Below are 19,103 nucleotides of genomic sequence, written 5' to 3' on the forward strand. Positions count from 1 at the left end.
GGATCATGCCCGCGCCCTCCAACACATGCGTCGCCGTCGTGACGCCGGGCCGCCGAACGCCGAGCATCATCGCCAGGAACTCGTGCGTGAGGATCAGCTCGTCCTTCTGCAGCCGGTCGTGGGTCATCAGGATCCACCGCGCGAGCCGCGCCTCAATGGTGAGATCCGTGTTGGCGTAGACCGTATGCCCGACCTGGACGATCAGGCTCTGCACGTATCGCCCGAGCAGGCTGCGCAGGGTTGCGCTCTCGCTCAACGCCGCCTGAAGGAGCGCCGCAGGAAGCCGCAGGGCCACGAGATCGGATTGGACCAGGGCCGTATGCGGCGTGCGGTCCGTGCCCAGCACGAGCGGTGCGCCGCACATCCCCTCATAGCCCACGACACCGATCTCGATCCGGCCCTCGACCGTGTCGGCGACCAGCGAGACGATGCCTTCCTCGACGAAATGCGCGTAGGCGATCGGCTCGAGCGGCAGGATCAGCAACTCGCGCAGCGGTACCGAGACAGTCTCCAGCGCGGGGGCGAGACGGGCGAAATCATCGGGTGCCATGAGACGGAGCAGACGATTGCGGACGCCGTCCTGCTTCGGTCGATCCAAGGCTCCGCTCCAAATTCAGGGTTCGGGCGCGGACAATCTCTCGGTTATCGGCGCTCGAGCGTGGCTGCTCACGCTCGAATCGAGGTAAACGGCCACCGGCCGACCACAAGAGAAATTGAGCTTCTCCGCGATCTATGTACGCTTTCAGACGATGAGCCGCCGGCGCATCGCGTCTGTTTTGGCTCAATGCTGGAAACAGATTTCATATCCGCGGTGAACGCTTCTCGGCCATGCTGTAACGCGCGGAACACCGTTCGGCCCTGCGGAGCGAAGGCGCAGGACGCCTTAACACAAGTTAGCGACAGTCACGATCCGATGCAGCGCGTGTCGTGTTTGCCCCCGGATGCTGTGTGTCGTCCGCTTTGTGACCGATATAATCGATAGCGAAGTGCTTTCTCGGGACGAGGAACGATTTGAGTTCTGCGCCCGGCACGAGGCCTGTCGATCCGCGCGGAAGCCTCGGTGGAAGTCGCCAACGACTCGCTTCAGGTCAAGCTAGGATGGCCGTTGGCGTCCGACCTGATCGGCCTACGCCTGGAAGCGCGGGTCCGCAACGAGGGCGGCGCGATCGTCTTCCAGGCTCACCTCACGCTCGCCCCGGACTGACCCGCCAGCCTGGCCGGTCAGCGCTGATCCGACGCCTCACCAGCCGCAATTGGGCATCGGCGGCTGCGGCTTGGCCAAGGCCGCCTTCTCGATCGCCACCATCGGCCCCCAGGCGTATTTCTGCGCATGCGGTGTGACGTTGGCGAACAGGCAGCCGAGCTGGAAATGGCTGGCGCCCATCTCGCCCGAAAAACCCATGCAATCCAGGAAGGTCCAGGTCTTGGGGGCTGGAATCATCGAGCGCCAGCGCGGCATCGCCACCGGCGCGCAGACCTTGACCGCCCCGGTGCCGTCATCCGCGTTCAGGGCGCTTTCGGGCGCCTGCGCTGCAGCCGGTGCGGCCAGCAGAGGCAGCGCGGCCAGGATTGCACAGAGGATGCGGGAATGAGTCAATGGGGGTGCTGTCATCGGGTCAGTGCATCGTCCGCCACAGGGTCGCGAGGATCGCGAAGCCGATCAGGTTGTACAGGATTGCCCAGATCCAGACGCCCATCACGGCCCGGCTCGGCTCGCGGGGCCGCTGGCGGCCGAGACGCAGGCGATGCCTGTCCTCGGGCGTCGGCCAGATCGCGCTCCGGGGTGCTTTCAGCAGCCGGGTCAGGGCCTCGGGCAGGTGGAGGCCGGGCGGTGGTTCGCCGTTCATGCCGGCCTCGGATGCGGTGACGGGACGGCGCGGTGCCGCCCCAGAGTAACCTTGTAAGGACGGTCGCGGCGCGCCGGCAATGCGCCGCGTTGGCCTTTCGTCGAGAGCCTGTTTGACGGCGCGATGGCCGTCGCGTGACGGTTCTGGCCAACGTGTATCCCAATCGCCCCCTCATTCTGAGGTGCTGCGCAGCAGCCTCGAAGGAGCCGTCCAGGGATCGCGCGGCAGGCTGGAGGGCTCCTTCGAGGGCTCCGCTCCGCTACGCCACCTCAGGATGAGGTCGAGATGGGAGAAGGCCGTTCAAACAGGCTCTAAAGCACCGTCCCGGGCGCCTCCGGATAGTACTGGTAGGCCCAGGTCTCGGAGAGCAGCCGGCCGCCGCTCTTGAGCTGCAGCCGCATCTCGATCGGCTCCGGGCCCTCGGCGTAGACTTTCAGGAAGACACGCCAGGGGCTCGCCTTTCCGTAGGGTGCCCAGGTCGCGCCGATCTCCTCGGCGCGGCCGCGCGACAGCGTCAGCGCCACCTGGGCCTTCTCCGGATCGAGGCCCGCCAGGGCCGCGCCCTCGAATTCCAGCACGAACTGGCGCACGAGGTTCGCCCGGCCCGGACGCCGATCCGCGTCGGAGAGCCGCGACGCCTTGGTCGCCCGGGTCGCGACGCAGCGGGCCAGGTCCGTCGTTACCGGCTCGGTCACCGGCCAGTGCAGGCGATAGGCGAAGCTGCGCTCGGCCCCGGCGGCCGGCGGGTCGGCCGGCACCCACATCGCGCCGATATTGTCGTCGGTCTCCTGATGCGTCGGGATCTCGACGAGCTGCACGCTGCCCGCCCCCCAATCGCCCTGCGGCTCCACCCAGATATCGGGGCGGTTCTCCTCGAAGCCGTCGTCGATGTAGTTGTCGAAGGCCCGGTCGCGCTGGAGCAGGCCGAACCCTTTCGGCGAGCGGTCCGCGAAGGCGCTTACGCTGAGCCGCGGCGGGTTGTTGAGCGGGCGCCAGATCAATTCGCCGGCGCCGGTCTGCATCAGCAGCCCGTCGGAATCGTGCACCTCGGGCCGCCAGTCGCTGGCGAGGAACCGGCTCATCCCCTCGGAATACCAGAGCATCGAGGTCAGCGGCGCGACGCCGAACCGCTCGACCGCCTTCCGGATGTAGAGCGTGCAGGCGACATCGATCACCACATGCGGTTCCTTCCGGGCGGTGAACCGGTAGGCGCCGGTGAGGCTCTGGCCTTCGAGCAGGGCCAGGATGGTGACCGCCCCGTCCGCGGCTGGCGACACGTAGAAGCGGGTGAAGACCGGGAATTCCTCCGTCTTGCCCGGTCCCGGTGCCGTGTCGATGGCGATGCCCCTGGCCGAGGCGCCGTATTGCGCTCCGTCGCCGGCGGCACGGAAATAGGAGGCGCCGAGGAAGGCCAGCCAATCGCCGTCGGCGCCGGGCTGGTCGGCCGGGACCTTCTGGAAGCGGACGCCGGCAAACCCGGCGCCGTCAGGCAGATCCTTCCCGGGATTGCCGGGCGGGTAGGCGAAGAGATCGCGGGAATACAGCACCGCGCGGGCCTGGCCGCCTTCGAGGGCAAAGATCTTGACCGGGTGCCGAAAGAAGTTGCCGAGGTGGAAGAAGGTGACCGGGTACGGGCTGTCCGGGAATAGGGCGTGCGCGGGCGGGTAGCGGATCTCCTGGAGGGGGCCGTAGGTCAGGGCGTCCAAGGTCGGCGAGGCCGGCGCCTCGGGCGGCGGCGCGTAGGGCCGGTCGCGCAGCGTGCGGGCCAGTTCCTTGAGGCGGTCGAAATCCATCGGCTCCGGCGGCGCCAAGCGCGGACCGCCGGACGCGGCCAGGGCTGGCTGCGCGAGGGGCGAGAGGGCCAGCAGGCCCACGGCTGTCAGGGCGCGTCGCGTGATCAAGCTGAAACCTCCGGGAATCGCCGGTCCGACGACCTGCTCCGCCCTCTAGTCACGCTCGGATGACCGCGCAATTGACCGTCGGGTCGGCCGAGGTTCAGCTTCGTGGGCCGCAGGCGTTGGTGGGGCCGTCGGTTTCCCAGAGGGCGGCTCCGCCCCCGGGGGCGCACTGGCCCGGCAGCGCCAGCGTGATCAGCTTGGACAGGGTGCGATCCTCGTCCTCGCCGTAGCCGATCTCCCCGACCATGCGGCCGGTCTTGTCGAACAGGCCGACGGTGGCGGAATGCTCCATCGTGTAGTCGCCGCCCGCAACCGACACGCGCTTGTAGGCGACGTGGTAGGCGTCGGCCATGCGGGCCACCTGCTCGGGTGTCCCGACGAAGCCGCGAATGCGCGGATCGAAGGCGGTCAAGTAATCCCGCAGGCTCTCGGGGGTGTCGCGCTCCGGGTCCAAGGTGACGAACACGACGTTGACGCGGTCGGCGTCGCGGCCCATCCGTCCGAGCGCGCCGGACAGGGTCGTGAGCGTCGTCGGGCAGACCTCCGGGCAATGGGTGAAGCCGAAGAACAGGGCCGCCGGCTTGCCGAGCAGGTCGGCCTGGCTCACCGGGCGCCCGTCGAGATCCGCCATCGCGAAGCTGCCGCCGACCCGGCGCGGATGGCTGAACTTCGAGCCCTGCTGCAGGACGATCGCCCCCGTGCCGGTGGCGACCAGGGCGACGATGGCGGCGGACGCGATGAGGGTGAGCGGGCTCGGTGCCATGCTGGGACCTGCGACGGGAGCGTCGATGGCTACGATATGGGGTCGGGATTGCGGCGCGCGATGCCGCTGCGGCGAGGCGGCCCCCCGGGTGCGTGGGGAACATGCTTCTACGAGCCCGGTTGGCGGTAGACCAGCGGCGGCAGCCTTCCACGCCGGAGCGGCCGTCGCCACGGTGGCAAAACCCCTGCCGCCGCAACGACCTGAGCGGGCTCGGCCGAGGCCGGCTTCCTCGGGCAACCCGCATGGAAGCCGCCGCGCATGGCCCAGCAGATCCCGGTCGACCCGAAAGCCCGCGCCGACGATCCGGCGCGCGACGCCGAGCGGGACGATTCCACCCACGCGATCATCGGCGATGTCGCCTATCGGCGGCTCGTCCTGGTCAACACCGTGTTCGTCGGGGAGCCGGGGGCCGGCGACCGCGGCTGGGTTCTGGTCGATGCCGGCGTGATGGGCGCCAAGGGCGCGATCGAGGCGGCGGCCGAAAAACGGTTCGGTGCGAGCGCACGGCCCGCCGCAATCGTGCTGACCCACGGCCATTTCGACCATGTCGGCGTGCTGGAGGACCTCGCCGAAGAGTGGGACGTCCCGGTCTACGCGCACGCGTTGGAGCGGCCCTATCTCGACGGCAGCGCGTCCTACCCGGCTCCCGATCCCAGCGTCGGCGGCGGCTTATTGGGCCGCCTGTCGCCGCTCTTCCCGACGAAACCGGTCGACGTATCCTCGCGCTTGCAGCTCCTGCCGGAGGACGGCTCCGTGCCGCCGATGGCCGGCTGGCGCTGGATCCACACGCCCGGCCACGCCCCGGGCCATGTCTCGTTCTGGCGCGAGGCCGACCGCACCCTGATCGTCGGCGACGCCTTCGTCACCACGGCGCAGGAATCGGCCTACGCGGTGGCGTTGCAGGAACCCGAGCTGCACGGGCCGCCGATGTATCTGACGATCGATTGGGGCGCGGCGCGCGACTCGGTTCGGGCACTCGCTGCCCTCGAGCCTGAGCGCGTCATCACCGGCCACGGCCGCCCACTCCAGGGCGCCGAGATGCGTCGGGCGCTCCACGCCCTCGCCGAGGATTTTGATCGGGTCGCCGTTCCGGAGCACGGGCGCTACGTGGAGGCGCCGCTGCGGGCCGCGGACGGCTCGGCCTACGCGCCGCCGGACTGAGAGCCTGTTTGACCGGTCTTTCCCATTCTCGACCTCATCCTGAGGTGGCGTAGCGGAGCGGAGCTCTCCATCTGGCCGGGCGATCCCTGGAGGGCTCCTTCGAGGCTGCTACGCAGCACCTCAGGATGAGGGGAGAGATTGGGATATCTGTCGATCAGAGCCGTCACGCGACTGCGATCACGCCGTCAAACAGGCTCTGAAACGCGGACGCGAGATTTTTCCGCGAAGCCGAATTTCGAGGTCCGAAATCGAAGGATCGTCGCCCGCGCCATCATGGTCGCGCTGGGCGAAAAAAAATATGGTCGGAGTGGCCGGACTTGAACCGACGACCCCCTGTCCCCCAGACAAGCAGAACTCGCGGGCGGACGTTTGCGATTGTTTTCTTAGGGCGCTAAAGCCCCTTGCTAGTTCAACGCCTTAGGTGTTCACTCATTTTCATGAGCAGCCGGATGGCTGCGCTTCTGTGAACCCCCTACGAACCCCGGTGGGGACGATTGGACGGCGATCCGATGGCGATTGTTGACCTCACCGCAGCCTATCTGAGAGCGCTTCAGCTCCCCGCCACAGGTCGGCTGGAAATCTGGGACAGCAAGACCGAAGGCCTTTGCCTGAGGGTCACGTCAAAGGGCTCGGTGACCTGGTCGTTTCGCTACCGACCGCGCAACGGTGCCGCCTATGAGCGGATCACTCTCGGCCCGTTGAAGGCATTGAGCCTCGCCGATGCCAGGGAGCGTGCTGCGCGCCATCGGGTGACCGTCTTGGACGGAGGGAACCCCCAGAAAGACCGTCGCGATGGTCGAGAGGCTGCCAAGACAGCTCTGACTTTCGACGCGCTGGCTGCCCAGTACATCACTACCTACGCCAAGCCCAACAAGGCCTCTTGGAAGCAGGATGAGCAGCAGCTGGCGCGACCGCGGGCGAAGCTGGGATCGAGAGACATGGCATCCATCACCAAGCGCGATTTGATCGAAGTGCTCGACGAGATTGCCAAGACCGCTCCTGTCAGCGCCAACCGCACGCAGACCATTCTGGTTAAGATGCTGAACTGGGCGGTGGAGAGCGACCTGCTTTCAGCAAATCCGATTTCCGGGTTGCGAAAGCGCGGTGGCAAGGAGGCCCCGAAGGAGCGCGCTCTTAATGACGCGGAGCTTCGGGTGCTTTGGAAGTCCCTGCTATCCCCTGAGGATGTGGGTGAAGACGTCGCCGACGCCCTCCTCCTCCTTCTGCTGCTTGGGCAACGGCCGATCGAGGTCGCCGGGATGCTCCTCCGTGAAATCTCGGGATTCGAGGATGAGGAACGTGCTGCTTGGGAATGCCCGGCGTCGCGTCACAAGAGCCGCAGGGCACATCTCGTCCCGCTCAACACCTATGCGCGTCGCGTCATCCGGCTCGCTATCGAGCGCCGCCAAAGGGATGGGGACGAGCATGGGTCCGTGTTCGCCAGTAAGTTTACTAGCCGTGCAACCCTCGCACGACACAGCCTCTCCCAAGGGCTTGGGCGCGTAATCGAGCGCATGGTGGTGCAGGGGCCCGACGCCGATGCGATCCGAAGCCTGAAGGCTCATCCCCCTACCCCGCACGATTTTCGCCGGACCGTCATCAGCGGCATGTCGGCGCTCGGCATCACCGCGGAGAACCGCCGTGCGGTGACTGGCCATTCTGAGAAAGACGTCCACGGGACGGTGTACGATAAATACGACCGCCTCCGTGAGAAGCGCGCCGCGCTCGGAGCGTGGGAGACGCACATCGGCCTCGTGACCGGCGCCGTTGAGAAGCGGCCGGCAACGAACGTGCTGACGCTCAAGAAGAGGGCTGTCCAATGAGCACTCCGGCTGATCCGTTCGGCGGGTACGAATTTCGGCCCTTCCGCGCCTTCTCGGCAGAGCAGCATCGGCAGCTCGCGATTGAATACGGGGTCCGCGATGGTGAGACACATGGCAAGCTCATGGACACCATGGCGAATGTGTCCGAGATGTACCTCACGCAACGTAATTTTGAGGAATATTATGGTTCTATAAAATTGCACAGGGAGAGACTGGAGCGCATTGCCGCTGCCGCGAGGATCCTCCGGCAACATCTTGCTGAAGAAACGCTCACTGAACATTTGTTTTACGGTCTTTCAGATGCGGAGAAATTCACTGATCGATTGCAAGACAGCGATCGAATCAACCGAACTTTTATCTCTAACTTAGGGCATCTTGTAAGCACCGCAGGTGAACTCGCGTCCAACCCGGACGAACTCCGGATCTTGCGCATCGATCCGAAGGATGGTGCCAAAAGTGTAGAGCGCCGAGAGATCTGGGAACCCGTATTCAAGCTCTGGTGCGACCTAGGTAAGGAACTCGGGTACACGGATGGCGGCCCGATCATGCGCGTGCTTCAAATTATGCACGTGGCACTCGGATTGGAGCCGCCAAACCCCCATTCGGTCCGTCAGGCTCTTCGAGACTATAAGGGGAGTGGTGTTTTGCGGGTCGTGAAATGACGGGTCACACCACTGGTGTTTGGTAACGTAAAATCTCTCGCACACGCCTCGTTACGAGCTAGCGTCATGTGATTACTAAAGGCGTCGTCCAACAAGAAAGGGCGACACATGACAGATAAGCTTCTCACTCCCGACGAGGTACGTGAGCGCGTCCGGCTCTCGGAAACGACCCTCTACCGGCTTCGTCGACGCAACCGGTTCCCGGCCCCGATCGTCATTGGCCTTCGCAAGCACGCATGGCGCGAGAGCGATATTGAGGCCTGGCTCGCTTCTCGGGAGCAGGCGGCATGAGACGGCCCGGCACTCTCGTAGGTGATCAGGCGATCTACGCCGGACAACGCCTCATTGGTCACACGCGCAGCACCGCTGGTGGCGTGACTGCCTTCCGGGCCGATGGCTCCGTTCTCGGCAGCTACCCGTCTCGCAAAGCCGCTATGAACGCGATCAGCGCCCTCTCGATCGGCGGTGAAGCAGGGGGAGTGTCCCCAACATGAATTGCGCCCCGCTTCGGGGCGAAAGGGATCCTGAACGGAGAAAGGCGGCCGCTGGGAACGACCGCCTTTCAAAATCCGAGTTGGGATTGCTTGGGAAAGCCCCCTCTACATACAGCGCCGACACGCCTTCGCCAATAAGCAACGTCGAAGCTTTCCCGCTCGATTGGAAAACTCGGCGGGCTCGTGCGGCGTTCAGGCTGGCAGATATCATCAAGCTGGCCAGAGATCGCCGGCACCGTGGTCTGTCGGTCGATCCAGGCAACTTTGCCTTCGCGCTGGCTTCGATCCTCGGATCTGTGCCGGCGGGCCCATACGGGATCCCGGGCCGCCAGCGCTTTTTGCGGTGGTTCGGCTTGGATCTCGAATCCTTACGGATAACGATCGAACGCGCGTGGCTTGGGAGCTTCAGCAATGCCGAGCTCGAAACGATCATCCAGAGCGTCATTCGATACAGCGCGGCTCACGGGCAGAAGCTCATGAGCGCGACCGCGACGGGGCAACTCCTCGCGGTGACCTCGGCTGAACGAGCGGAGTTCAAGCTCACGCAAATCGAGGCCGTTGACGAACCTCGTTCAGATCGGATTGCACGGCAGAAGGAGGCCCGGCGTAAGCGCGACCGCGAGCGGAAACGTGTCCAACGGGGGCGAACCGCTCGAAGCATCTACGAGCAGCGGTCCACCGCCAAGCAACAGCCCTGGATCATAGAGGGGATCAGCCGCGCCACTTGGTATCGAAGGCGTGAGACAGGTGTGTCCACCCACGTTCTCTTCTCAAAGGGTGATGAGACACACCTGTCTCACGGTGTGGATCTCTCAAAAAACAAAATCGAACCGGGTCCAGCGAGATGCGGCGGTGTCGATCGAAGCGATGGTGCTGACGTGCATTCGCACGGGGGCAGGACGGGAATCGGTAGGGCCACGGAGGCCGACCCGCTGCTGCTTTCGGGTGGTGATGGGACCGGCGGTGGTGCCTCAATACGACGGCCGCTCGCTCCTCCCCGGGCGGACGCAATCCGCGAGCACCAACCGCGGCCTCCCATAAGGTCGGTGCAGGCCCTATCGCTGAATGGAGGTTCGTGATGTGGCGGTTCTCAATCCTGCTCACCGTCGCGCTGCCCATACTTTGGATCCAGCGTCGCCTATGGCCCTGGTGGCTGGAAGTGCTCGCTCGCTGGGACCGCCGCGCTGCCGGTCATGCGGAGGCCCGTGGCGACACGGACGCGGCGATCGCCCATCTGGAGCGCGCTGAATGCCGCCTCGGCCGAGCGATCTGCGTTGCCCGTGGATCCTGAGTCAAATCGCCCATGCCGGTTCGGTGTGGGCGGCCGCCATATCGCATCATGGAGGTTGGACAGATGAGCGGCGTTCGCATCGCCCGGAAGGTAGGAATTGCAGGTGAGCGTGATCACCGCGCAATCGTCAGCACCATGATGGTGAATGGCAGGCCTCAGGTCCGCCTCCGCCTCCGGGCAGGCGTCGGTGAATCATCGAAGGCCACTGATCGGATTGAACTCACGGTGGCCAATGCCGATGCGATGATGGCAGCGATTCGAGCCGCGATTGAAGCGGCCGAGCTGGATTCGGCTTTCGATGACCTCCGTCCTCCGGTTCCCCGTTCGCATGGAGGCCGGGCATGACGATGGCCGCCCTCGACCATGACCGGTTCGCGAAGATCAGGACGTTGCACGACAGCACGACGAATGCCGGCGAGAAGGCATCAGCTGCTGCGCGCATGAAAGAGATCGCCACGAAGGCGGGAATGACCGTCGATCAGGCGTTGTCCAGATTGGACGCCTCAAAGCCAGTGACGAAGGCCGAGACGATGGCGGCCGCGTTCAATGAACTGTTCAACACACCTGAGATGCGTGCACAGCGCGCCGAGCGTGACCAAGAGCGCTCCATTCGCCGGGCGGTGGTCTTGGCTGAATACGGCAGCGAGGAAGCCGTCTGGGAGCCATGCGAGCGGGAGCGCTCTTTGGAAGCAGCTTGTCGGCCAGTGATCCTGCGCAAGCCAATCATCAATGGGGAAATGGATACGCTGCAGGGTTGGGATGGCGGTCGCTGGTCGCGGATGCCTGCGGACGCACAACAGGCCATCGCCAGCGCCTACGAAACGCCCAGGACTGTTCGCGAGACCCTGGTGGAATGGCGCTATTGGGAGAAGCGCTCCGACGATCAATGCGCCTTCTGGCCGGACGCTTCACCCCTGGTGTGGGTTCGGGGTCGGTCGGAATACCTTGAAGATCGGCTCGATACCCTACCAGCGCAATCGCTGAATGATCTTCGGGCCCGCCTCGAATGGATGCGGATCCTGAACGAGCGGGAATGGCATCGTGACGTCGTCGAGGAGCGGCGGCTCCTCGATCAGCTTACTGAAGATGTAGAGCGCATGGGCCAGCGGCTCCGCCAATCGGACAAGCCGTCCGTCCAAAATGGACAGTCCGATGGGTTTCACGACTTCCTCGAAAAAGACCGTTCCCCGGATCGCGCAGAAACCGTTGTCCAATCTGGACACCCCCACAGGACCAACGCCGACAAGCGTCGCGACGTGCTCGCCATGCTGGATCAGGGTCTAACGGATCGCGAGATCGCGCGCCGGGTCGGTGTTTCACCTACCACCGTGGGTGCTCTTAGGAAGACTATAGGTGGCTATTCAAAGCCGCCAGAAGCCGCATCGAGCTGACGCCTGCGTCAAGCGGTTCGGCAACTCTGCCCTCCTGATGCGGTTGCCCGGTGCCACCCGGAGGAAAACCGCATGTCAGAAAACAGCCACAACCAGTCGGCCAAGGCTCAAAGGGCTGAAGAAGTGCAGGCGGCTGGAAGCGCCAAGGCCGACGCCGGTCATTCTGATGTGACCGAGGGCGGCAAAGCTGAATCGCCGACCAATAGCAAAGGGCATCCGAAGCAGGCAGCCTCGACCGCGGCAACAGATCATTCGCCGGAGGCCGGCACTTCGTCCGCCACCGCTGGCAAGGCCGAGAAGCTGGCGGCGGCTGAGGATGCGGCGATGACGAAGGAGCAGCACGGCCGTGGGCGGCGCAAAGCGGAAGAAGCCTGAGGCAGCTATCCAGGAGATGACGGCCATGGCCGATCTTGCCGCCCACGGGGCAACCTTCGCCAAGGCCGTCTCGAGTTTCGGATCGGGAGCTCCGGCGATCCTCTGCCATGACGATGCCGATGGCTTGTCCGCGGGCGCCATCCTGGCGAGAGCTTTTGATAGGGCTGGCCGCGGCCCCACCCATGTCCGAGTGATCGGTCGTGGAGAGTCTGCTTGGTCGACCGCGATCCACGATGAGCTCGCACCACTCGCCCCTGGTGGCATCGTAGTGACCGATCTCGGCGTGCAGGCCGGCGCCATCCTGCCCGGCGTGCCCATGATCCTGATGGATCATCACGTGCCCCGCTCGATGCCCAACGGAGCTGATGCCGTTATGATCAGCGGGCATGCGGATACGCCGATCCCGACCTCAAGCCTGTTGGCCTATGCCTGCGCATCCTCCCTCGGGGAGGCGGACAATTTAGCCTGGCTCGCCGGGGTTGGGCTTGTCGGCGATCTCGGCGAACGCGGGGCGAGCGCTGATTTCCCCGATGTGATGGCGCCTATCAAGAAGGCGCACACGGCCAAGGCGTTGCGAGAGGTGGTGAGCCTCGTCAACGCACCCCGCCGCTCAGCCTCCGGCGATGCCGGTCCCGCCCTACGGTTGCTCCTACGGGCTGCCGGGCCCGCTGACATTCTGTCCGCTGCAGATCCGGATGCTGAGGCTCTGCACGACGCCCGGGCCGAGGTGAAGGCAGCGCTTGATGCTGCCCGTACGGTGGCGCCACTTTTCGCTGGGCCCGTGGCATTGATCCGAGCCGACTCGCCCTGCCAGATCCATCCGCTCGTCGCACAGTCCTGGACCCACCGCCTGCGCCGACAGGTGGTGATCGGCGCCAACGCGGGCTTCCGATCTGGTTACGTCCACTTCGCCGCGCGCAGCGCCACCGTCCCGGACCTGATCGCGTTTCTGCTGGAGCGCGCGCCTGAGCTCGGTGCTGATGACCAGTTCGCTCAGGGGCATCGCCGCGCCACCGGCGGTCAAGTCCGGGTGGAGACATGGAACCGGTTTGCGTCGGGCCTGGGCTTCGGACCTGAGACGTTCGTCTCGTGAACCAGCCACACGCGGTTCACTGTTGCCTCAGGCGTCCGTTGAAGGTCGAGACGACCGGATTCCCGTTTGGTGATGGCCCCCCCCTATGACGGGCGGCTGTGGCCGATAGGCAGCGTGCCATGGTGGGAGTGCTCTCCGCACGAACCTTGCAGGATCCGGGCATTAACATCTGGGCCCAGCAGCATGACCGAGATCGACACCAAAACGTTTCTAGCTGACCTTTACGCCCTGCGCGAGATCGGCCGGTTTCGCACCGGTGTCCACCGGCCGACCTTCTCGCCCCGGGACATGGAATCGCGTCGTTGGCTGATGGCCCGGCTTGAGGCCTGCGGCTTGGAGGCGTCGATCGATGGGATCGGCAACGTGCTCGGGCGTCATCGCGGTCCTGGACCCCACCTTCTAGTGGGCAGCCACATCGAGACCCAGAACGAGGCTGGCTGGCTCGACGGGGCGCTGGGTGTCGTCGCCGGATTAGCGCTGGCCCGGGCCGGTTTGCCCGTCGACGTCGTCGCTTTCGCGGACGAGGAGGGCCACTTCTCCGGCGGCTTCTTGGGCAGCCGCTCGGCGATCGGCGACCTGACCGAGGCCGAGATCGATGCCGCCCGCAACCGCACCGACGGCACGCCCCTGCGCGCGGCCCTCGAATCCGCGGGACTCGCCGGTTTGCCGCGGATGCAGCTCGATCAGTCCCATTATCGAGGCTTTCTGGAACTGCATATCGAGCAGGGCACGCAGCTCGAATCTGCCGGCCGGCACCTCGGCGTGGTCAGCGGCATCGTGGCGATCTGGCAATTCCAGATCGTGTTCACGGGCAACCAGGACCATGCCGGCGGCACCACCATGGCCGAGCGTCGGGATGCCGGGCTCTCGGCGGTGCGCCTGCTCGCGGCGATCGACCGGGAATTTCCAAAGGTCTGTGGCCCGCGCAGCACCTGGACCACCGGGCGAATTACCCTGGATCCCGGCGGCTACAGCATCATCCCGGGCCGCGCCGAGGTGGCCTTCCAGTTCCGGGACGTGTCGATCCCAGTGCTGGAGCGGATGGAAGTGTGCCTCGAGGCGCTGGTGCGCGAATCGAACCGGCACGAGCGCTGTCCCGCCACGCTCACGGCCCTATCAAAAGCGATCCCCGCCCCCTGCGACCCGGACCTCATGCGCGCTCTCTCGGAGGCCTGCGAGCAGGTCTGCCCCGGTCGCTGGCAGGTGATGCCCTCGGGCGCCGGCCATGACGCCCAGAACATGGCCCGGATCCTCCCGGCCGCCATGCTGTTCGTCCCGTCGATCAGCGGCATCAGCCACCATTGGGCAGAAGATACCAGCGACGCGGACCTAGAGTCCGGAGTGCGCGCGCTCGGCGAAGCGGCGGCGCGGGTGTTGGCAGGATAGTCTAACGCTGCGTTTCCTAGTAAACGCACTTCAACGCCGCTAGAAGAATTCCCCCCGCATCAGCTCAACGCGATCTCAAAGCCCCGTTTAACGGCAGGTCGATCCATCAGGACCTGATACCAACGCTGCACGTGCGGGTACTCGGCGAGATTCACTGGTGACGTTCGTGCCGCCATGCCCAGCCAAGGATCGCGAAGTCCGCAATCGACAGCGGACCCGCCACGTACTCAACCTGAGCCAGGCGGCGATCCAGGACGCCGTAGAGCCGCCGCGTCTCCTTGAGATACCGCTCAAGCCCATAGGTCCGCTTCTGCTCCTCGACATTCAGGAAGTGATGGACCTGGCCCGGCATCGGACCGAAACCGCCCATCTGCCACATCAGCCATTCGAGCACGGCCACGCGCAGCCTTCGATCTTCGGGTAGGAAGCGGCCCGTCTTCTCGCCGAGATACAGTAGGATCGCACCGGATTCGAACACCGAGATCGGCGCACCATTCGGCCCGTCTGAATCGACGATGGCAGGAATGCGGTTGTTTGGGCTGATCGCCAGGAAGCTTGGTTCGAGCTGCTCTCCTTTGGTGATGTCGACCGTCTCGACCTGGTAGGGCAGCTCCATCTCCTCGAGCGCGACGCTGATCTTGCGTCCATTTGGGGTGTTCCAGGCGTATAGATCGATCATGTCCGGCGCCTCTGCTTAGGAGCCGAATAGCTATCTCAACAAAACCTCCCGGGCAATTTTGCAGGATTCACCGCCCAAGAAGGCTTGACCGGGCATCCTAGCAAGACGATCAATCGTATTGATGGCAAATTTTATCGTACGGCTCGAGTGCTCGATGCTTAAAGCCGTTTGGGTCGTGACTCAGCGCAAGGTTCTGAACCGGCCTCGCCTCCTCCGCATATGAGATCAGTCGTCCGGCCCCATTCCTGCAAGTCCCTGCGTCGTAGATCGCTGCGCAAGTCGGGGCGGCACTCAGGGCACCACGACCAGCCCGCGATAAATTGGGAGCTCTTCGATGAAGCGACGGACGCTGTTGCAAGGGGCGGGGGCCGCAATTGCCAGCGCGGTCGCAGCTCCAGCCTTGGTCCGGGCGGCTGCCGCATCGACCCTACGCTTCATCCCGCAGCAGGATCTCGTCACGCTCGATCCGGTCACGACGTTCGCGTACATCACCCGCAACCATGGCTACATGGTCTTCGACACGCTCTACGGCATGGACGCCGCCTTCCGCGCCACGCCCCAAATGGTCGAGGGCCATCGAGTCGATGAGGATGGGCGCCGCTGGGATCTGACCCTGCGCGAAGGCCTTCTCTTCCACGATGGAACCCGTGTGCTCGCCCGCGACTGCGTGGCCTCCCTGCGCCGTTGGGCCAAGCGCGACCCCTTCGGCGGCTCACTCCTGGAGGCGACGGACGAGTTGTCGGCGCCGGACGATCGGACCATCCGGTTCCGCCTCAAGCGCCCGTTCCCGCTCCTGCCGATTGCACTGGGTAAGGCTTCGGTGCCGGTCTGTGCTATGATGCCGGAGCGGCTCGCCATCACGGACCCGTTCCAGCAGGTGCCGGAACTCGTCGGCTCCGGGCCGTTCCGCTTCAAGGCGGACGAGCGGGTGCCCGGTGACCGGACTGTCTACACCCGCTTCGAGGGCTACGTGCCCCGCAACGACGGTTCGCTCACCTGGACCTCGGGTCCCAAGGTCGCCTACTACGACCGGGTCGAGTGGCGCGTTATCGGCGACACCTCCACGGCGACCTCCGCGCTGATCGCAGGCGAAGCCGACTGGCAGGAATATGCCTCGCATGACCAACTCGGTCTGCTGAAAGCGGCCAAAGGCGTGAGCACCCGCGTGCTCGATTCAACTGGCTTCGTGACGATGCTGCGGGTCAATCACTTGCAGCCGCCCTTCAACAACCCAGCCATCCGGCGGGCGCTCTTGGGAGCGATCGACCAGACCTCCTGCATGCAGGGCATCGTGGGCGCCGACGATCCCAGCCTGTTCCACGTGCCCCTCGGCTTCTTCTGTCCCGATACGCCGATGGCCTCAACGGACGGGCTCGGGCCGCTCACGACGCCACGCGATCCGGCAAAGGTGCGCGCCGACCTAAAGGCGGCCGGCTACGCCGGCGAGACCGTACTGCTGATGGTGCCATCGAACTCGGCGCCGCTCCTGGCGCTCGGCCAAGTCGCGGCCGACCTGCTGCAACGCGTCGGCATGACGGTCGAAGTCTACGCGGTCGAGTTCAATGCGATGCTACAGCGGCGCAACCGCAAGGGGCCGGTGTCTGAGGGCGGCTGGAGCGCCTTCGTCACGAACTGGTCCGGCACGGATTGGCTCAATCCCGCCGGGTACATCGCACTGCGGGGGACCGGCGACACCGGCTATGCCGGCTGGGCCACGACGCCGCGGATCGAGGCCCTGCGCGAGGCTTGGTTCACGGCCCCGGACGAGGCGGGGCGCGCCGCCCTCTGCCGGGACATCCAGCTTCAAGCCATGGAGGACGTGCCATACTACCCCTTGGGCCAGTACCTGCAGCCGACCGCCTATCGCTCCGGGATCACCGGGATCCTCGACGGGTTTCCGACCTTCTGGAACGTGCGACCCACCTGAGCATCGTGACGCCGGGGCCTCACAGCCCCGGAAAGGTCGGCGGTGCGATGGCGTCGGGGTCGCGACCCGCCCAGTCGAGCTGCCGGATCTGTGCGAGCGCGCGACCTTGCGCTTCTTCCAGCGCCGCGGCGGCGGCCGCGTAATCGACCGTCAGGACGCGGCCGTCGCGCACGATCTCGCGGCCATCGACGAAGACCTGCCGCACCGCGCGGTCGGCCGCCGAATAGATCAGCGATTGCACGGGGTCGCGGCACGGCCGCATGGCGGGATGCGCGCAGTCCACGAGCACGAAGTCAGCCTTGCAGCCCGGCATTAGACGGCCGATGTCGGAGCGCCCCAGCGCCCGGGCCCCGCCGATTGTGGCGGCGTGGAACACGTCCGCCGCGCGGGTGTCGCGGGGGTTCTCAGCCACGACCCGGGCGAGGTACGAGACGAGGCGCATCTCGTCGAGCATGTTGTGCGGATAGACATCGGTGCCGATGCCCATGTTGACGCCGGCCTGGACGTAGCGGCCGAAATGATTGAGCGCGATGCCGCGGCGGGCGAAAACCGTCGGGCAATGGGCGACCGTAGCGCCGCGCTCGGCCAGGCGCCGCATGTCCGAGCCCGGGCTGTGCCAGTGGGTCCAGGGATGGTCGTCCAGGAAGATCCCGTGGCCCACGATGGTGCGCTCGGTGAGCACCCCCAGATCGTCGAGCCACTCGATCGGCGTCATGCCGGTGCGGCGGGTGAGCTCGTGGAACTCCGACAGGGACTGCGCTGCATGGGTGTGGAAGCGCAGGTCGCGCCGCACCGCCTCGGCATGGGCATCTCGCATCAGCTCCGCCGTGCAGGTGTCCACCTGCGCCGGGCAGAGCATACCGAAGAGACGTCCGCTCGGATGCGCCTCCGCGCCCTCGATCTCGGCCAGGGCCTGATCCAGGCCGCGTCGGCCGGCGGCCGCGTCCCATTCGTACTCCACGCTGTGGCCGTTCCGGGTTAGCCAGCGGCCGGACCGGAACATCGGGGCGATGCATACTCGCAGGCCCGAGCTTCCGAGGAGGTCGAGCCAGCCCTCGCTCGGCAGGGCGAGGTCGCACACGGTCGTGACCCCCGAGAGAGCCAGCTCGGCCAGCGCGACCCCATAGGCGGCCCGCGTGCCCTCCGCATCCGGACGCAGGATCGGCAAGTACTCGTAGAGCGAGGTATTGTAGAGCCGTGGGCTGCCGACCTCGTCCCACATGCCCTTGTTCATCGGTTCTGAGAACAGGTGCGTGTGGATGTCTACGAGCCCGGGCATGATCATGCAGCCGGATGCGTCGACGGTCCGGACGGCCGGGGGCCCCGCGTAGTTCGGACCGATATGGATGAGGACGCCGTCCTCGAAGGCGACGTCCGCGCCGGTGCGATAGACATGGCCGCCGCTGTCGGGATCCCAGGCGACGACCCACCGGGCCCCTTTCACCAGGGTTACGCCGGCCGTCTTGTCCGCAGCGCTGTCGTGCATCGAGAACCTCCTAACCGGGTCGGATCCGGGGGCAAGATCAGTGCCCGATCGCGCGAGCGTCGAAGGTGGCGCGGCCCGAATCTCGCTAGGTCGGGATCGGTCCGTCGGCGGCAAGGCAGCTCTTGGCGGGGCGAACAGGAGGAGGCATGCCCAATCCCGGCGCCATCAGGCCGGCGCGCATCCTGGTGATCAACCCGAATTCCTCCCGAACCGTGACGGCCGCCATTGATGCGGCGGTGGCGCCGCTGCGCCTGCCGAGCGGTCCCGACATCACCGTGACGGATCTGCCGGAAGGGCCCGAGAGCATCTCATCGCAGCAGGACGCGGATTGCGTGGTGATGCCGCTGGCGCGGCGCATCGCAGAGGATTCGGCGGACGCCTTCGTCATCGCCTGCTTCAGCGACCCGGGTCTGCAGACCGCCCGCGAGGTCGCCGCCGGCCGGCCAGTGATGGGCATCGCCGAATGGGGGATCCTTCGCTCGCTCACCCTCGGTGAGCGCTTCGGCATTGTGGCGCTGTCGGAGGGCAGTGTGCGCCGCCAGCGCCGGATGGTCCGCCAGATGGGCCTCGGGGAGCGCTATGCCGGCAGCCGGCCGATTGAGGCGCTGGCGGCCGAGACGGCGGACGAGGCCATCCGCATACGTCTAATCGCGGCGGCCCGGATCCTGATCGAGCACGACGGTGCCGACGCCATCGTGTTCGGTTGTGCCGGCATGGCGCCCCACCGGATAGCGGTCGAGCGCGCGATCGGGCGCCCGGTCGTCGAACCCTGTCAGCAGGCCGTCGCCGCAGCCCTCGGGGCTGTACTGCTTCGGGCGGCCCCTTAG

Annotated in this window: 18 protein-coding genes and 1 pseudogene; 12 read left to right on the forward strand and 7 right to left on the reverse strand. The window is 65.9% G+C overall.

Annotated elements, in window-relative coordinates; all coding sequences use genetic code 11:
- The 5 genes from MKK67_RS05530 to MKK67_RS05550 all read right to left on the reverse strand — a co-directional run.
- Positions 1-598: Crp/Fnr family transcriptional regulator (locus tag MKK67_RS05530; protein ID WP_243962676.1), on the reverse strand; the 598-nt coding region annotated here is incomplete at its 3' end.
- A gap of 642 nt (positions 599-1,240) precedes the next feature.
- Positions 1,241-1,612, reverse strand: a complete 372-nt coding sequence (locus tag MKK67_RS05535) for a hypothetical protein (protein WP_243962677.1) — start codon at positions 1,610-1,612, stop codon at positions 1,241-1,243.
- Between the two features lie 4 nt (positions 1,613-1,616).
- Positions 1,617-1,847, reverse strand: a complete 231-nt coding sequence (locus MKK67_RS05540; protein ID WP_243962678.1) for a hypothetical protein — start codon at positions 1,845-1,847, stop codon at positions 1,617-1,619.
- 311 nt (positions 1,848-2,158) lie between these two features.
- On the reverse strand, positions 2,159-3,748 hold the full coding sequence (locus MKK67_RS05545; protein ID WP_243962679.1) for a glucan biosynthesis protein: 1,590 nt from the start codon (positions 3,746-3,748) through the stop codon (positions 2,159-2,161).
- Positions 3,749-3,842: 94 nt separating this feature from the next.
- The gene (locus tag MKK67_RS05550) at positions 3,843-4,508 is read right to left on the reverse strand and encodes an SCO family protein (RefSeq protein WP_243962680.1); all 666 of its coding nucleotides are present in this window, start codon (positions 4,506-4,508) and stop codon (positions 3,843-3,845) included.
- Between the two features lie 258 nt (positions 4,509-4,766).
- Between MKK67_RS05550 and MKK67_RS05555 the strand changes: the two genes are divergently transcribed.
- The 10 genes from MKK67_RS05555 to MKK67_RS05595 all read left to right on the forward strand — a co-directional run bounded on the left by MKK67_RS05555 (position 4,767) and on the right by MKK67_RS05595 (position 14,184).
- Positions 4,767-5,669: an MBL fold metallo-hydrolase gene (locus tag MKK67_RS05555; RefSeq protein ID WP_243962681.1), complete on the forward strand. Its 903-nt coding sequence runs from the start codon at positions 4,767-4,769 to the stop codon at positions 5,667-5,669.
- 509 nt (positions 5,670-6,178) lie between these two features.
- Entirely contained in the window at positions 6,179-7,492 is a 1,314-nt protein-coding gene (locus MKK67_RS05560; RefSeq protein WP_243962682.1) for a tyrosine-type recombinase/integrase, read from the forward strand.
- Positions 7,489-8,154, forward strand: a complete 666-nt coding sequence (locus MKK67_RS05565) for a hypothetical protein (RefSeq protein ID WP_243962683.1) — start codon at positions 7,489-7,491, stop codon at positions 8,152-8,154. The genes MKK67_RS05560 and MKK67_RS05565 overlap by 4 nt, the downstream gene beginning before the upstream one ends.
- Positions 8,155-8,262: 108 nt before the next feature.
- Positions 8,263-8,445, forward strand: coding sequence for a helix-turn-helix transcriptional regulator (locus tag MKK67_RS32845; protein ID WP_409568368.1), 183 nt, complete (start codon positions 8,263-8,265; stop codon positions 8,443-8,445).
- Between the two features lie 199 nt (positions 8,446-8,644).
- Positions 8,645-9,727: a hypothetical protein gene (locus MKK67_RS05570; protein WP_243962684.1), complete on the forward strand. Its 1,083-nt coding sequence runs from the start codon at positions 8,645-8,647 to the stop codon at positions 9,725-9,727.
- A gap of 275 nt (positions 9,728-10,002) precedes the next feature.
- A complete protein-coding gene (locus tag MKK67_RS05575; RefSeq protein WP_243962685.1) occupies positions 10,003-10,284 on the forward strand; it encodes a hypothetical protein in 282 nt (93 codons plus the stop codon).
- Positions 10,281-11,330 carry a helix-turn-helix domain-containing protein gene (locus MKK67_RS05580; protein WP_243962686.1) on the forward strand — a complete coding sequence of 350 codons (1,050 nt, stop codon included), beginning with the start codon at positions 10,281-10,283 and terminating at the stop codon, positions 11,328-11,330. The genes MKK67_RS05575 and MKK67_RS05580 overlap by 4 nt, the downstream gene beginning before the upstream one ends.
- Before the next feature lie 72 nt (positions 11,331-11,402).
- Positions 11,403-11,705 (forward strand): hypothetical protein, encoded by a 303-nt coding sequence (locus MKK67_RS05585; RefSeq protein WP_243962687.1) that lies wholly within the window; start codon positions 11,403-11,405, stop codon positions 11,703-11,705.
- Between the two features lie 25 nt (positions 11,706-11,730).
- Positions 11,731-12,798, forward strand: coding sequence for a phosphoesterase (locus MKK67_RS05590; RefSeq protein ID WP_243962688.1), 1,068 nt, complete (start codon positions 11,731-11,733; stop codon positions 12,796-12,798).
- 183 nt (positions 12,799-12,981) lie between these two features.
- A complete protein-coding gene (locus MKK67_RS05595; protein WP_243962689.1) occupies positions 12,982-14,184 on the forward strand; it encodes a Zn-dependent hydrolase in 1,203 nt (400 codons plus the stop codon).
- Positions 14,185-14,243: 59 nt separating this feature from the next.
- Here the strand turns inward: MKK67_RS05595 and MKK67_RS05600 are convergent.
- Positions 14,244-14,863, reverse strand: a pseudogene (locus MKK67_RS05600) (glutathione S-transferase family protein).
- A gap of 334 nt (positions 14,864-15,197) precedes the next feature.
- Between MKK67_RS05600 and MKK67_RS05605 the strand changes: the two are divergent.
- Positions 15,198-16,790 (forward strand): ABC transporter substrate-binding protein, encoded by a 1,593-nt coding sequence (locus tag MKK67_RS05605; protein ID WP_243962690.1) that lies wholly within the window; start codon positions 15,198-15,200, stop codon positions 16,788-16,790.
- A 19-nt stretch (positions 16,791-16,809) separates the two neighbouring features.
- Here MKK67_RS05605 and MKK67_RS05610 read toward each other — a convergent pair whose 3' ends face one another.
- Positions 16,810-18,276 (reverse strand): amidohydrolase family protein, encoded by a 1,467-nt coding sequence (locus tag MKK67_RS05610; protein ID WP_243962691.1) that lies wholly within the window; start codon positions 18,274-18,276, stop codon positions 16,810-16,812.
- A 146-nt stretch (positions 18,277-18,422) separates the two neighbouring features.
- Here MKK67_RS05610 and MKK67_RS05615 point away from each other — a divergent pair, with 146 nt between their 5' ends.
- Positions 18,423-19,103 (forward strand): aspartate/glutamate racemase family protein, encoded by a 681-nt coding sequence (locus MKK67_RS05615; RefSeq protein ID WP_243962692.1) that lies wholly within the window; start codon positions 18,423-18,425, stop codon positions 19,101-19,103.

Source organism: Methylobacterium sp. J-072 (genome assembly GCF_022829425.1).
Classification (GTDB): Bacteria; Pseudomonadota; Alphaproteobacteria; order Rhizobiales; family Beijerinckiaceae; genus Methylobacterium.